The following is a 12,219-nucleotide window of genomic DNA, read 5'->3' as shown; positions in this document are numbered from 1 at the left end:
GCAGCGCTGCCCCTGTGGGAGCGGGTTTACCCGCGAAGGGTACGCCGCAGCTTTACGCTCAGCTCGCCGGCCGAACTTCGCGAATCAGGTAGTCCAGCGAATAGCCCAGCCGCGCTGCCAACGCCTCGGCCCGCGCCCGCAAACCCTCCAGATCCAGTGCCTGCTCCAGATCCGCCGGCACCAGCAGGATCACGTTGCCCTCCTTCACCGGCAGCTCCCAGTAATGCCGGTGATACAACCCACGCAACAATGCCGCACCCAAAGGCCGACCATCGTCGCCGGCCCACTGGTTGATCACCAGCCAGCCTCCCGGATTGAGCTGCTGCTGGCACTGTTCCAGAAAGCCCCAGGCCAGATGGCCTACGCCCGGGCCATGATCGGTATAGAGATCGACGAAGATCAGGTCGGCCTTCTCAGCCGTGGGCAGCAGCTCCAGGGCATCGCCAACGCGCACGTACAAGCGCGGATCATCATCGAGCCCCATGTATTCCATGGCCAGACGCGGCACGTCCGGGCGCAGCTCGATGGCCTCGACATCCTCCAGCGGCAGGAACTTCAGGCAGGCCTGGGTCAGGGTACCGGCCCCCAGCCCCAGGAACAGTGCGCTCTCCGGCTGCGGATGGCAGAGTGCACCGACCAGCATCGCGCGCGTGTAGTCGTACTCCAGCCAACTGGGGTCGGCGGTGAAGGTACAGCTCTGCTCGATGGCGTCACCGAATTCGAGGAAGCGATAATCCTCGACCTCGTACACACTGATGACCCCGTAGGCATCTTCCACCCGGGCCAGCAGCCGTTCTTCCCGCTCCGTCGCCATCGCCTGCCACCTGCACACACAAAAACCGGCATTGTCCGCCAATGCCTGCGGTGCAACAAGCGCGCTGCCAACTGTTACCATGGCAGGTACGCCTGAACCGACCACATCGAGCCCGTGATGAACCGACCCTGGACCCCCGACAGCTGGCGCGCCCTGCCGATCCAGCAACAACCGACCTACCCCGACGCCGCTCACCTGCTCAAGGTCGAGCAGACCCTGGCCAGCTACCCGCCGCTGGTGTTCGCCGGCGAAGCCCGCGAGTTGCGCCGCCAGTTCGCCGAGGTCACCCAGGGCCGCGCCTTCCTGCTGCAAGGCGGCGACTGCGCCGAGAGTTTCGCCGAGTTCTCCGCCGCGAAGATCCGCGACACCTTCAAGGTGCTGCTGCAGATGGCCATCGTCATGACCTTCGCCGCGGGCTGCCCGGTGGTGAAGGTCGGGCGCATGGCCGGGCAGTTCGCCAAACCGCGCTCGGCCAACGACGAAACCATCGGCCAGGTCACCCTGCCCGCCTACCGCGGCGACATCGTCAATGGTATCGGCTTCGACGCCGCCAGCCGCGTCCCCGACCCAGAGCGCCTGCTGCAGGCCTACCACCAGGCCACCGCCAGCCTCAACCTGCTGCGCGCCTTCGCCCAGGGCGGCTTCGCCGACCTGCACCAGGTGCACAAGTGGAACCTGGATTTCATCGCCAACTCGGCGCTGGCCGACAAATACCATCAGCTTGCTGATCGCATCGACGAGACCCTGGCCTTCATGCGCGCCTGCGGCCTGGACAGCGCGCCACAACTGCGCGAGACCAGCTTCTTCACCGCCCACGAGGCGCTGCTGCTCAACTACGAGGAAGCCTTCGTACGCCGCGACAGCCTGACGGGGGACTACTACGACTGCTCGGCGCACATGCTGTGGATCGGCGACCGCACCCGCCAGCTCGACGGTGCCCACGTGGAGTTCCTGCGGGGCGTGCACAACCCGATCGGGGTCAAGGTCGGCCCAAGCATGAACACCGAGGATCTGATCCGCCTGATCGACGTGCTCAACCCGGACAACGACCCCGGCCGCCTTAACCTGATCGTGCGCATGGGGGCGAACAAGGTCGGCGATCACCTGCCCGGGCTGATCCGCGCCGTCGAGCGCGAGGGGCGCCAGGTGCTGTGGAGCTCCGACCCGATGCACGGCAACACCATCAAGGCCAGCAGTGGCTACAAGACCCGCGATTTCGCGCAGATCCTCGACGAAGTGCGGCAGTTCTTCCAGGTGCACCAGGCCGAAGGTAGCCACGCCGGGGGTATCCACATCGAGATGACCGGGCAGAATGTCACCGAATGCATCGGCGGCGCCCGACCGATCACCGAAGATGGCCTGTCGGACCGCTACCACACCCATTGCGACCCCCGGATGAACGCCGATCAATCACTGGAACTGGCCTTCCTGATCGCCGAAACCCTCAAGCAGGTGCGTCGCTGAGGGCCTGACGCAACGGCCCTGCCGACTCGCGCGCGCAATCCAGGCGCACCCGCTCCAGGCCCAGCCACCCCGCCAGCCGTTCCAGGCTGCGGGCCAGGGCCTGGAAGCCCTCTTCATCCAGCCCCTGAACCTCCTCATGCACGGCATGCACCGCCAGCTCACTGCGTGCTCGCTCCGCACGCAGGTCCAGGCGCGCGGCGATACGGCCGTCGTGCAGGAACGGCAACACGTAGTAGCCATAAACCCGCTTGTGCGCCGGGGTGTAGATCTCCAAACGGTAGCGAAAGTCGAACAGCCGCTCGGTACGGGCGCGCTCCCAGACCAACGAATCGAACGGCGAAAGCAAGGCACTGGCCTCCACACGCCGGGGAATGCGCGGCGTGCCAGCACAGTACGCCGGCTGCTTCCAGCCCTGCACCGTGCAGTGTTGCAGACGACCCTCGGCGAGCAGCTGCGCCAGGGCGGCCCGCGCCTGCGCAGGCGGGAGCCTGAAATAGTCGCGCAGGTCCTGCTCGGTCGCCACGCCCAAGGCCGTGGCGGCTTGCAGCAACAGTCCCTGCTGGGCTTCGCTGTCGGATAGCTCGGGCTGATCGAGGATCGCCGCTGGCAGCACGCGCTCCGGCAGGTCGTACAGGCGCTCGAACCCGCGGCGCCCGGCGACGGTGACCCGCCCGGCCGCGAACAGCCACTCCAGGGCATGCTTCTCCTCGCTCCAGTCCCACCATGGGCCGGCGCGCTCTTGCCGGGTCGACAGGCTCCCGGCGCCCAAGGCGCCCTGGTCGCGCACCGCAGCCAGCACGCGGGCAATGACATCCTGACGCTCGCGGCCGAACTGCGCCAACTGCCGGTAGATACCCTCGCCCTGTTGCGCCCGCGCCATGCGCCAACGCATCAGCGGATAGAGCGACAGCGGCAGCAAGGACGCCTCATGCCCCCAATACTCGAACAACTGGCGCCGACGCCCACGGCCCCAGGCCAACTGGTCGAGCGACTCGGTCGGGTAGTCGCCCAGGCGAGAGAACAGCGGCAGGTAGTGCGAGCGCACCAGCGCATTGACCGAATCGATCTGCACCACGCCCAGGCGCTGCAGCATGCGCCTGAGAGCAGCCGGCGTCGCGGCCTGGGGCTTACCGAAGCCCTGCGCAGACAGGGCCAGGCGTCGGGCCTGCTTGAGGGAAAGGCTGAAGGTCACGGCAAGGGCTCCACGGCAAGTCGGGTCACAGTGTAGCGCCATGACCGTCTTTACCCAGCCTTTACCCTGCCCTGACCGCCCTTGACCTTGATCTCCCTAGACTGGGCTCATCCGGTAACCACCGGCTTCAGAAAGGAGAAACACCATGCGCAAGACCCTTATCGCCCTGATGTTCGCCGCAGCCCTGCCGACCGTAGCCATGGCCATGCCAGACGGCGGCCCACGCGGTGACGGCCCGCATCACCGCGGTGATGCGCCTTTCGCGCAGCTCGACCTGACCCGCGACCAGCGCCAGCAGATCGGCAAGTTGATGGGCGAGCAGATGAAACAGCGCCGCGACGTCACCGAACGCTACCTGGCCAAGCTGCCGGCGGCGGATCAGAAAGCCATGAAGGACGAGATCAAGGCCGGTCACGACAAGACCCAGAGCCAGATCCGTGCCCTGCTCAAGCCAGAGCAACAGAAGCAGTTCGACGAACTGCAGAGCAAACGCGCGGCAGACAAGGCTGAATGGCAGCAGTTCCAGGCATGGAAAGCTGAAAAAGCCGCCAAGGCCCAGTAAGCTGTCCGACCGGTGCCCGGCTCGCGTCAATGCGTGCCGGGCCTTTCTCGTGTGTGGGAGGTACTCGTCTTGCGTTCATTGTTCTGGCGCATCCTGGCCAGTTTCTGGCTGGCCATCGCCCTGGTTGCGGGCCTGTCGATCCTGCTTGGCCACATGCTCAACCAGGACGCCTGGATTCTCAGCCGCCACCCGGGCCTGAACACCCTGGCCAGCCGCTGGGTACAGCACTATGAACAGGAAGGCCTGGAGGCATCGCAGCGCTTTCTGGAACGACGTAAGCAGCGCTACAAGATCGACGTCCAGGTGCTCGACGACAGCGGCGATGCCGTGGTACCCGGAACCTTCCCGCGTCGCGCCGAAGACTTCGAGCGACGCCAGCACAACGACGAGCGGCGCCTGCCCTGGCGCCGCCTCACCGAGGAGTACACCAGCCCTGCCACGGGCGAAACCTACCTGCTGATCTACCGCATTCCCCACCCGGAGCTGATGGCCTGGCACCGTGAAAGCCTGATCTGGCCGCTCAGCGCCCTGGGAATCGCCCTGGTGGTGCTGACCTTGTTCAGCTTGCTGGTGACCCTCTCGATCACCCGCCCTCTCAGCCGCCTGCGCGGTGCGGTGCATGACCTGGGCCAGACCAGCTACCAGCAGAACAGCCTGGCGCGACTGGCGGTACGCCGCGACGAGTTCGGCGTCCTGGCCAACGACTTCAACAAGATGGGCGCCCGCCTGCAAAGCCTGATCGGCAGCCAGCGCCAATTGCTGCGTGACGTCTCCCACGAACTGCGCTCGCCGCTGGCGCGCCTGCGCATCGCCCTGGCCCTGGCCGAACGCGCCGAGCCCGAACAGCGCCAGGCCCTCTGGCCGCGCCTGACCCGCGAGTGCGACCGACTGGAAGACCTGATCAGCGAAATCCTGGTGCTCGCCAGGGTCGATGCCGAGCAGGCGCATGCCGAGCCCGTCGACCTCAACGCACTGCTCGGCAGCGTGCGCAAGGATGCCCAGCTCAGCGTGCCGGAACAGGAAGTACGCCTGGAGGCCGAGCCAGGACTGACCCTGCAGGGCTGGCCAACCTTGCTGGAGCGGGCGGTAGACAACCTGGTGCGCAATGCGCTGCGCTTCAGCCCGGCAGGGCAGCCCATCGAAATTCGCGCCAGCCGCGAGCAGGAACACCTGCTGCTGAGCGTGCGCGACCACGGCCCCGGTGTGGCGCCAGAACACCTTGCGCAGCTGGGTGAGCCGTTCTTCCGCGCGCCGGGGCAGGACGCGCCGGGCCACGGGCTTGGCCTGGCGATCGCCCGGCGCGCGGCCGAGCGACATGGCGGGACGCTGGTGCTGGAGAATCATCCGCAGGGGGGCTTTGTCGCGCGGCTGGAGCTGCCGGTGGCCCAGGCAACGGCTTGAGCGTGCAAGAGCCGATGTGCCACGCGACTGGGCTGCGCAGCAGCCCAACACCCCCTCCGATCACTCGCCCCAGGCGCTGACGAACTCGGCCGTCTCCAGCACTGGCGGGGTACGCGGTTCATTGATCGGCGTGCCCAGGTACAGGTAACCGATCAGTTCTTCGTTCTCGGCCAGGCCCAGCCCTTTGTTCACATGGGCATCGAACGCCATGTCGCCGGTGCGCCACACCGCGCCGATCCCCTGGGCATGTGCCGCAATCAGAATGCCGTGGGCAGCGCAGCCTGCCGCCAGGCGCTGCTCCGACTTCGGCACCTTGAAGTGATCCTGTAGACGGGCAATGACCACGATCAGCAAGGGCGCGCGCAGCGGCATGGCCCGGGCCTTGTCCAGTGCCGCCTGGCTGGCATCGCCTTTGGCCTGCACGGCTTCGGCGAACAGCTCGCCGAGCTTTTCGCGCCCCTGCCCTTCGATGGTCAGAAAACGCCATGGGCGCAGCTGGCCGTGGTCCGGCGCACGCAGCGCCGCCTGGAACAACCCCTCGCGTTGCGCGGCATTGGGCGCAGGTTCGGTCAGGCGTGGCACGGAAACACGGTTGAGCAATGCGTCGAGAGCCTCCATCGGCTACCCTCCTGGCAGAAGAAATGTGCCGCCATTCTAAAGGACCTCGCGTACATGTGGAGTCGACTTGCCGGCGATCGCGATCAAAAGTCCGCACCCCCACCGCCGGGCACACGTTTACATCCCGCGACCCACAGGTAGAATGGCGCCCTTTCCGTTTCGAGTCAGAGCAGATCACATGGCGTTGCCGACCTTAAGGATCATTGGTTTCATCATCGGCATCTTCCTGATCACCCTGGCGGTGAGCATGGTCGTGCCCATGGCGACCCTGCTGATCTTCGAGCGCACCGGCGACCTGCCGTCGTTCCTCTGGTCGAGCCTGATCACCTTCATCGCAGGTCTGGCGATGGTCCTGCCGGGCCGCCCGGAACACGTGCACCTGCGCCCCCGCGACATGTACCTGCTCACCGTCAGCAGCTGGCTGGTGGTCTGCGTATTCGCCGCCCTGCCCTTCCTGCTGACCCAGCACATCAGCTACACCGACGCCTTCTTCGAAAGCATGTCCGGCATCACCGCCACCGGCTCGACGGTGCTCAGCGGCCTGGACAACATGTCGCCGGGCATCCTCATGTGGCGCTCGATGCTGCACTGGCTCGGCGGTATCGGCTTCATCGGCATGGCGGTGGCGATCCTGCCGTTGCTGCGCATCGGTGGCATGCGCCTGTTCCAGACCGAGTCCTCGGACCGTTCGGAAAAGGTCATGCCGCGCTCGCATATGGTCGCCAAGTTCATCGTCGCGGTGTACGTCGGCATCACCGTACTCGGCAGCCTGGCGTTCTGGTGGGCGGGGATGAGCCCCTTCGACGCGATCAACCACGCCATGTCGGCGATTTCCACCGGCGGTTTCTCCACCTCCGACCTGTCGCTGGCCAAGTGGGACATTCCTGCGGTGCACTGGGTCGCGGTGGTGGTGATGATCCTTGGCAGCGTGCCCTTCACCCTTTACGTAGCCACCCTGCGCGGCAACCGCCGGGCGCTGATCCGCGACCAGCAGGTACAGGGGCTGCTCGGGTTGCTGGTCGCCACCTGGGTCGTGCTCGGCACCTGGTATTGGGCCACCACCGACCTGCACTGGCTCGACGCCTTCCGCCACGTGGCACTGAACGTTACCTCGGTGGTCACCACCACCGGCTTCGCCCTGGGCGACTACAGCCTGTGGGGCAACTTCTCGCTGATGCTGTTCTTCTACCTGGGCTTCATCGGCGGCTGCTCCGGCTCGACCGCCGGTGGCATCAAGATTTTTCGCTTCCAGGTCGCGTACATCCTGCTCAAGGCCAGCCTCAACCAGCTGATCCACCCGCGCGCAGTGATCAAGCAGAAATACAATGGTCACCGCCTCGACGAAGAAATCGTGCGCTCGATCCTGACCTTCTCGTTCTTCTTCGCCGTGACCATCTGCGTCATCGCCCTGTTGCTGTCGCTGCTGGGCGTGGACTGGATGACCGCCCTGACCGGCGCGGCCAGTACCGTTTCCGGCGTGGGGCCGGGCCTGGGCGAGGTGATCGGCCCGGCCGGCAACTTCGCCAGCCTGCCGGATGCAGCCAAGTGGATTCTCGCCGGCGGCATGCTGCTCGGCCGCCTGGAGATCATCACGGTGCTGGTGTTGTGCATGCCTGCGTTCTGGCGTCACTGACCACTGACGCCTCCAGGCGCGCGCGGTACTCGCTGGGCGTGACGTCGAACCAGCGGCGGAAGGCCCGGTAGAAATTGCTCGGATCGGCAAAACCCAGCAGATAAGCGGTTTCCAGCAAGGTCATGCCTGGCTGCGCCAGGTATTGCTCGGCCAGCTCGCGCCGGGTGTCGTCCAGCAGGGTCTGGAAACTGGTGCCTTCCTCCTGCAAGCGCCGCTGCAGCGTGCGCTGGGACAGGTGCAAGGCCTGGGCCACGGTTTCGCGCTTGGGTTCGCCCTGGGGCAGGATACGGCACAGGGTCTGGCGCACCCGATGGGTGACGCGACTTTCCGAGAAGCGCGCCAGGTATTCGCCCGCAAAACGGTCATGGAGAATTGCCATCGCTTCGTTGGCGGTGGGCAGCGGCGCTTCCATGTCGGCTCGCTCGAGCACCAGCGCATCGTGGGGAGCCCCAAACACCAGTGGCGCGCGGAACGCGACCCGATAAGGCTCGACATTCCTGGGTTGCGGCCCCTGGATCAGCACCCGGCGCGGCTGTACCGGGCGACCACTGAGCCAACTGCACAGCGACAGCGCGCAGGCCAACGAGGCTTCCGAGCTGTGCCGGGTCGGCGGCAGGTGATCACCGTGAACGGTAAGAATCAGCGAATAGCCCTCAGGCCCGAGACGAAAACTCAGGTCGGAGCTTTCGGCGATGATCCGCTGATAACGCACCAGTCGCTCGAAACCTTCGGCCAACGTACGGCTGGACATCAGCGCATAGCCGACCACGTGGAAGGACGCCGGCCGCACCACTCGCGCCATGTTCAGGCCGATGGCCTCGTTTCCCGACAGCTCCACCGCCAACTGCCAGAGGCGGGTCATGGCGTCCTGAGGGAAGCGCGCATCCGGATCATCGAGGGCGGCGAAGTCCAACCCGAGTTGCTTGAACATGGCACGACAGTCGAGCCCTTCCAGCTCGAGCGCCTTGACGATCCCTGATGCCCAGCTGGCTGACGTGGTTCTTTCACTCATGACAGGCTTCTTGTGCTGACCGCTCCAGCGGTGAATCGAAAGGATATTCAATTGGCGCCAATTGTCACTGGTAGCCACTCCCAGTGACTCTAGACTCGAAACAGGCTCCACGCCGTGTATCCTGAACAAAAACGCACCTGCGGGAACACAGCCCATGAACAGCACAGCGCAGTTTCGCAGTTTTGCCGAATTCTACCCCTACTACCTCGGCGAACACGCCAACCCTACCTGCCGACGCCTGCACTTCGTCGGCACCAGCCTGGTCATCGCCCTGCTGGCCTACACCATTGGCAGCGGCAACTGGCTGCTATTGCTGGCCATACCGTTCGCCGGGTACGGCTTCGCCTGGGTCGGGCACTTCTTTTTCGAGAAGAACCGACCGGCCACCTTCACGTATCCGCTGTATAGCCTGATTGGTGATTTCGCGATGTTCCGCGATATCCTGCGAGGCAAGATCAGTCTTTGAGAGGCCTGCGGCCGCGCCGCGCTAAGCCGGCTCGCGCAATGCCGCGACGCGCTCGGTCTCCCGCGCCTGGGCATCGGCCAGACGGTACAGCTCGATGTGGCCATCCCAGTGCTCGATCAATGCCGTGCACGATTCGACCCAGTCACCGCAGTTGAGGTACTCGACCTCGCCCACCTTGCGGATCTCGGCGTGGTGAATATGCCCACACACCACGCCCTGGAACCCCCGGCGTGTGCACTCATGGGCAATCGCATCCTCGAAGTCGCTGATGAAATTCACCGCACCCTTGACCTTGTGCTTGAGGTACGCCGACAACGACCAGTAGCCATACCCGTAGCGGGCACGCCAATGGTTGAGCCAACGATTGAGCACCAGGGTGAATTCATAGGCGCGGTCGCCCAGAAATGCCAACCAGCGGTGATAGCGGGTGATCACATCGAACTGGTCACCGTGCACCACCAGCAGGCGCCGACCATCGGCGGTAAGGTGCTCGGCCTCGTCGACCAGTTGGATATTGCCCAGGATCAGCTTCGAATAACGGCGCAGGAACTCGTCGTGGTTGCCGGTGACGTAGATCACCTCGGTACCGCGCTTGCTCATGGTCAACAGGCGACGAATCACATTGGTATGGGCTTGCGGCCAATAGATACCGCTACGCAGCTTCCAGCCGTCGATGATGTCGCCGACCAGGTAGACGCGGTCGGCCTGATAGCCCTTGAGAAACTGCGACAAGTGCTCGGCCTGGCAATCCCGGGTGCCCAGGTGCACATCGGAGATCCACAGGGTGCGCACCCGCTGCTTGCGTGACGGACGGACAAGTTCGGCATGTGTCATGGGGCGGCCTCCGGCGCTGTTTGCAGGAGACTGGCAGGTGCGCATGACAGATCGGTGGCAGTCGTGTGACGAGTGGTCGGGCGCGGATTGCGCATTGTTTACCTTTCGCGGCTAAAACCGCTCCCCCTGCGCGGCACTGCGATACACTGCTCCCCTGCCCCAAGGATGCTCCCATGGTCGGTCCGATCCTGTCCCTGCGCCATTACCGCGACGAGTTGCTCGCCCATAGTCACGAACACCCGCAACTGGTGTTCGGCCTGCGTGGGCACCTCGATTTCGAGGTACAGGGTCGAGGCACGCGTATCGACCGCCAGGGGCTCATCGTGGTCCCCGCCGGTTTTCACCACACCTGCGCCAGCGACGCGGGTAGCCACTGCCTGGTGCTGGATATTCCAGGCGAACACTGGCTGCGCGAACAGATGGGCGGCCACGCCGAGGCCAGCCACCGCCTGCTCGAACGCCCAGCGACGCTGCTGCTCGACGGCCGCCAGCAGCAACTGGTGGACTGGCTCGCAGCGAGCGCGGTGGACGATCCGCTGATCAGCCGCCAAGGTGCACTCCTGCTGCTGGCCAGCCTGAACACCGCCGCCGCCCCCACCACGCCCAGCAAACGCCTGCCCTACGCAGCCTTCGATGCACATATCGAGCGTCATGCCGCACACCCTCTGCAAGTCGCCGACCTGGCAAGGCTGGCCGGTTTGTCAGGTGCTCGCCTGCACGCACGCTTCGTCGAGGAATGCGGCATGACACCGATGGACTACATCCGCCAGCGGCGTTTGCTCAAGGCGCGGCAACTGATCGTCCTTACCTCGCTGCCGATGGGCGAAATCGCCGCACAGGTGGGTTACAGCTCGCAGAGTGCATTTTCGGCGGCGATATTGCGGGCGTTCGGCCTTACGCCGCTGGCGCTGCGACGAGAGTCTGGCGACAACTGACGCCAGGATGGCGACAGAATCTGTTTTCCCCGGGCTCTACACTGTGCCTGTGCCAGCCTGTGGGTACGGTCTACCCGCGCAAGTGCGAGCAAAGATCTCGAGCAAGGACTCACCATGAACCACCGTACTGCCCTCGGCGCCCTGCACATCGGCGCGCTGTTCTTCGGCCTCACCGGCGTCTTCGGCAAACTGGCCGCCAGTGCCACGCCCTCGGTCATCGTCTTTGGCCGCGCACTCTTCGCGGTGCTGGCCCTGGCCCTGTTCGCCGGCCTCGCCCGCAAGGGCTGGCAGCGACTCAGGGCTCAGGACCTGGGGCGCCTGCTGCTTGGCGGCATATTGCTGGCCGGGCACTGGGTGAGCTTCTTCATCGCCGTGCGGGTCGGCGGCGTTGCCATCGCCACCCTCGGCTTTGCCAGCTTTCCAGCGTTCACCGTGATCCTCGAAGGCGTGCTGTTCCGCGAGCGCATCCGTCGCAACGAAGCCCTGCTGGTACTGCTGGTAAGCATCGGCCTGGTGCTGGTCACCCCGGCGTTCAACCTGGCCAGCGAGGCTACGGGCGGCCTGCTCTGGGCCTTGCTTTCGGGCCTGCTGTTCTCGCTGCTGTCGCTGACCAATCGAGCCGGCTCCGGCCGCGTGCCTGCGGTACAGGCTGCGCTGTGCCAGAACCTGGTGGTCGGTGTGTGCCTCCTGCCCTTCGCCTTGCCGGGGCTCGGCGCGGTGAAGCCCATGGACTGGCTATGGATCGCCCTGCTCGGCATCTTCTGCACCGGGGTGGCGCACAGCCTGTTCGTCGCCAGCCTGGCAGTGATCAAGGCCCGCACCGCCTCGGTGGTCTTCGGCATGGAGCCGGTCTACGGTATCGCCGTGGCCTGGATGGTGTTCGCCGAGACGCCCACCCTGCGCATGCTCGCTGGCGGGGCGTTGATCATCTTCGCCATCGTGCTGTCCAGCCGCCTGTCTGCCGAGCCACCGGCAAGGAGGGAACGCCTGGCCGAAGGCGCATGATCAACGGTCGTTGTGGCCCAGGTCTCGCTGCGGGTCGATCTGGTCACGCACCCGCTGCTTGAGCACCTTGGCCTCGGGGAAGCCACCATCGAGCTTGCGCTCCCAGATCTGCGCGCCGTCGCAGGTGATGCGAAACACCCCACCGGTGCCCGGCTCCAGGGCGACTCGCGCAAGATCGTCGGCAAAGGTGCTGAGCAGCTCCTGAGCCAGCCAGGCAGCACGCAGCAGCCATTGGCACTGCGTGCAATACGTGATGACAACTTCTGGCTTGGTATCGGCCATG

13 protein-coding genes are annotated in these 12,219 nt (G+C 65.4%); 7 read left to right on the top strand and 6 right to left on the bottom strand.

The annotated features are described in order from the left end of the window. Positions 1–58: 58 nt before the first annotated feature. Positions 59–814: a spermidine synthase gene (locus F6X62_RS10880; protein ID WP_153773490.1), complete on the bottom strand. Its 756-nt coding sequence runs from the start codon at positions 812–814 to the stop codon at positions 59–61. Between the two features lie 117 nt (positions 815–931). On the opposite strand from F6X62_RS10880, the gene F6X62_RS10875 reads away from it, so the two are divergent. After that, entirely contained in the window at positions 932–2,278 is a 1,347-nt protein-coding gene (locus tag F6X62_RS10875; protein WP_054893253.1) for a class II 3-deoxy-7-phosphoheptulonate synthase, read from the top strand. On the opposite strand, the gene F6X62_RS10870 is transcribed toward F6X62_RS10875, so the two are convergent. Next, positions 2,259–3,512, bottom strand: coding sequence for a DNA glycosylase AlkZ-like family protein (locus tag F6X62_RS10870; RefSeq protein WP_153773489.1), 1,254 nt, complete (start codon positions 3,510–3,512; stop codon positions 2,259–2,261). The genes F6X62_RS10875 and F6X62_RS10870 overlap by 20 nt on opposite strands. Positions 3,513–3,615: 103 nt before the next feature. On the opposite strand from F6X62_RS10870, the gene F6X62_RS10865 reads away from it, so the two are divergent. Together F6X62_RS10865 and F6X62_RS10860 are read left to right on the top strand one after the other, a co-directional pair. Beyond that, the gene (locus tag F6X62_RS10865) at positions 3,616–4,032 is read left to right on the top strand and encodes a Spy/CpxP family protein refolding chaperone (protein ID WP_153773488.1); all 417 of its coding nucleotides are present in this window, start codon (positions 3,616–3,618) and stop codon (positions 4,030–4,032) included. 69 nt (positions 4,033–4,101) lie between these two features. Beyond that, entirely contained in the window at positions 4,102–5,433 is a 1,332-nt protein-coding gene (locus tag F6X62_RS10860; protein ID WP_063543796.1) for a sensor histidine kinase KdpD, read from the top strand. 60 nt (positions 5,434–5,493) lie between these two features. Here the strand turns inward: F6X62_RS10860 and F6X62_RS10855 are convergent, their stop codons facing one another. Further along, on the bottom strand, positions 5,494–6,051 hold the full coding sequence (locus F6X62_RS10855; RefSeq protein ID WP_054893256.1) for an NAD(P)H nitroreductase: 558 nt from the start codon (positions 6,049–6,051) through the stop codon (positions 5,494–5,496). A 178-nt stretch (positions 6,052–6,229) separates the two neighbouring features. Between F6X62_RS10855 and F6X62_RS10850 the strand changes: the two genes are divergently transcribed. Next, on the top strand, positions 6,230–7,684 hold the full coding sequence (locus F6X62_RS10850) for a TrkH family potassium uptake protein (RefSeq protein ID WP_063543794.1): 1,455 nt from the start codon (positions 6,230–6,232) through the stop codon (positions 7,682–7,684). Here F6X62_RS10850 and F6X62_RS10845 read toward each other — a convergent pair. Further along, on the bottom strand, positions 7,641–8,696 hold the full coding sequence (locus F6X62_RS10845) for an AraC family transcriptional regulator (protein WP_054893258.1): 1,056 nt from the start codon (positions 8,694–8,696) through the stop codon (positions 7,641–7,643). The two genes, F6X62_RS10850 and F6X62_RS10845, sit on opposite strands and share 44 nt — an antisense overlap. Before the next feature lie 154 nt (positions 8,697–8,850). Here F6X62_RS10845 and F6X62_RS10840 point away from each other — a divergent pair, with 154 nt between their 5' ends. Next, a complete protein-coding gene (locus tag F6X62_RS10840; RefSeq protein ID WP_054893259.1) occupies positions 8,851–9,162 on the top strand; it encodes a DUF962 domain-containing protein in 312 nt (103 codons plus the stop codon). A 21-nt stretch (positions 9,163–9,183) separates the two neighbouring features. Here the strand turns inward: F6X62_RS10840 and F6X62_RS10835 are convergent, their stop codons facing one another. Then, on the bottom strand, positions 9,184–9,996 hold the full coding sequence (locus tag F6X62_RS10835; RefSeq protein WP_125930451.1) for a UDP-2,3-diacylglucosamine diphosphatase: 813 nt from the start codon (positions 9,994–9,996) through the stop codon (positions 9,184–9,186). Between the two features lie 173 nt (positions 9,997–10,169). On the opposite strand from F6X62_RS10835, the gene F6X62_RS10830 reads away from it, so the two are divergent. Beyond that, on the top strand, positions 10,170–10,931 hold the full coding sequence (locus F6X62_RS10830) for an AraC family transcriptional regulator (protein WP_153773487.1): 762 nt from the start codon (positions 10,170–10,172) through the stop codon (positions 10,929–10,931). 114 nt (positions 10,932–11,045) lie between these two features. Continuing rightward, positions 11,046–11,936 carry a DMT family transporter gene (locus tag F6X62_RS10825; protein WP_153773486.1) on the top strand — a complete coding sequence of 297 codons (891 nt, stop codon included), beginning with the start codon at positions 11,046–11,048 and terminating at the stop codon, positions 11,934–11,936. Here F6X62_RS10825 and F6X62_RS10820 read toward each other — a convergent pair whose 3' ends face one another. Further along, entirely contained in the window at positions 11,937–12,218 is a 282-nt protein-coding gene (locus F6X62_RS10820; protein WP_054893263.1) for a SelT/SelW/SelH family protein, read from the bottom strand. Position 12,219 lies beyond the last annotated feature (1 nt).

The organism is Pseudomonas sp. MNR3A (assembly GCF_009650575.1).
Classification (GTDB): Bacteria; Pseudomonadota; Gammaproteobacteria; order Pseudomonadales; family Pseudomonadaceae; genus Aquipseudomonas; species Aquipseudomonas machongensis.
Note: the sequence above shows the minus strand (reverse complement) of the source record. Positions and strands in the feature narration are given on the sequence as shown.

Excerpts from the sequence above, each read along its gene's own strand:
- F6X62_RS10880 (WP_153773490.1), bottom strand. The coding sequence starts at position 814 with ATGGCGACGGAGCGGGAAGAACGGCTGCTGGCCCGGGTGGAAGATGCC.
- F6X62_RS10875 (WP_054893253.1), top strand. The coding sequence starts at position 932 with ATGAACCGACCCTGGACCCCCGACAGCTGGCGCGCCCTGCCGATCCAG.
- F6X62_RS10870 (WP_153773489.1), bottom strand. The coding sequence starts at position 3,512 with ATGGCGCTACACTGTGACCCGACTTGCCGTGGAGCCCTTGCCGTGACC.
- F6X62_RS10865 (WP_153773488.1), top strand. The coding sequence starts at position 3,616 with ATGCGCAAGACCCTTATCGCCCTGATGTTCGCCGCAGCCCTGCCGACC.
- F6X62_RS10855 (WP_054893256.1), bottom strand. The coding sequence starts at position 6,051 with ATGGAGGCTCTCGACGCATTGCTCAACCGTGTTTCCGTGCCACGCCTG.
- F6X62_RS10850 (WP_063543794.1), top strand. The coding sequence starts at position 6,230 with ATGGCGTTGCCGACCTTAAGGATCATTGGTTTCATCATCGGCATCTTC.
- F6X62_RS10845 (WP_054893258.1), bottom strand. The coding sequence starts at position 8,696 with ATGAGTGAAAGAACCACGTCAGCCAGCTGGGCATCAGGGATCGTCAAG.
- F6X62_RS10840 (WP_054893259.1), top strand. The coding sequence starts at position 8,851 with ATGAACAGCACAGCGCAGTTTCGCAGTTTTGCCGAATTCTACCCCTAC.
- F6X62_RS10835 (WP_125930451.1), bottom strand. The coding sequence starts at position 9,996 with ATGACACATGCCGAACTTGTCCGTCCGTCACGCAAGCAGCGGGTGCGC.
- F6X62_RS10830 (WP_153773487.1), top strand. The coding sequence starts at position 10,170 with ATGGTCGGTCCGATCCTGTCCCTGCGCCATTACCGCGACGAGTTGCTC.
- F6X62_RS10825 (WP_153773486.1), top strand. The coding sequence starts at position 11,046 with ATGAACCACCGTACTGCCCTCGGCGCCCTGCACATCGGCGCGCTGTTC.
- F6X62_RS10820 (WP_054893263.1), bottom strand. The coding sequence starts at position 12,218 with ATGGCCGATACCAAGCCAGAAGTTGTCATCACGTATTGCACGCAGTGC.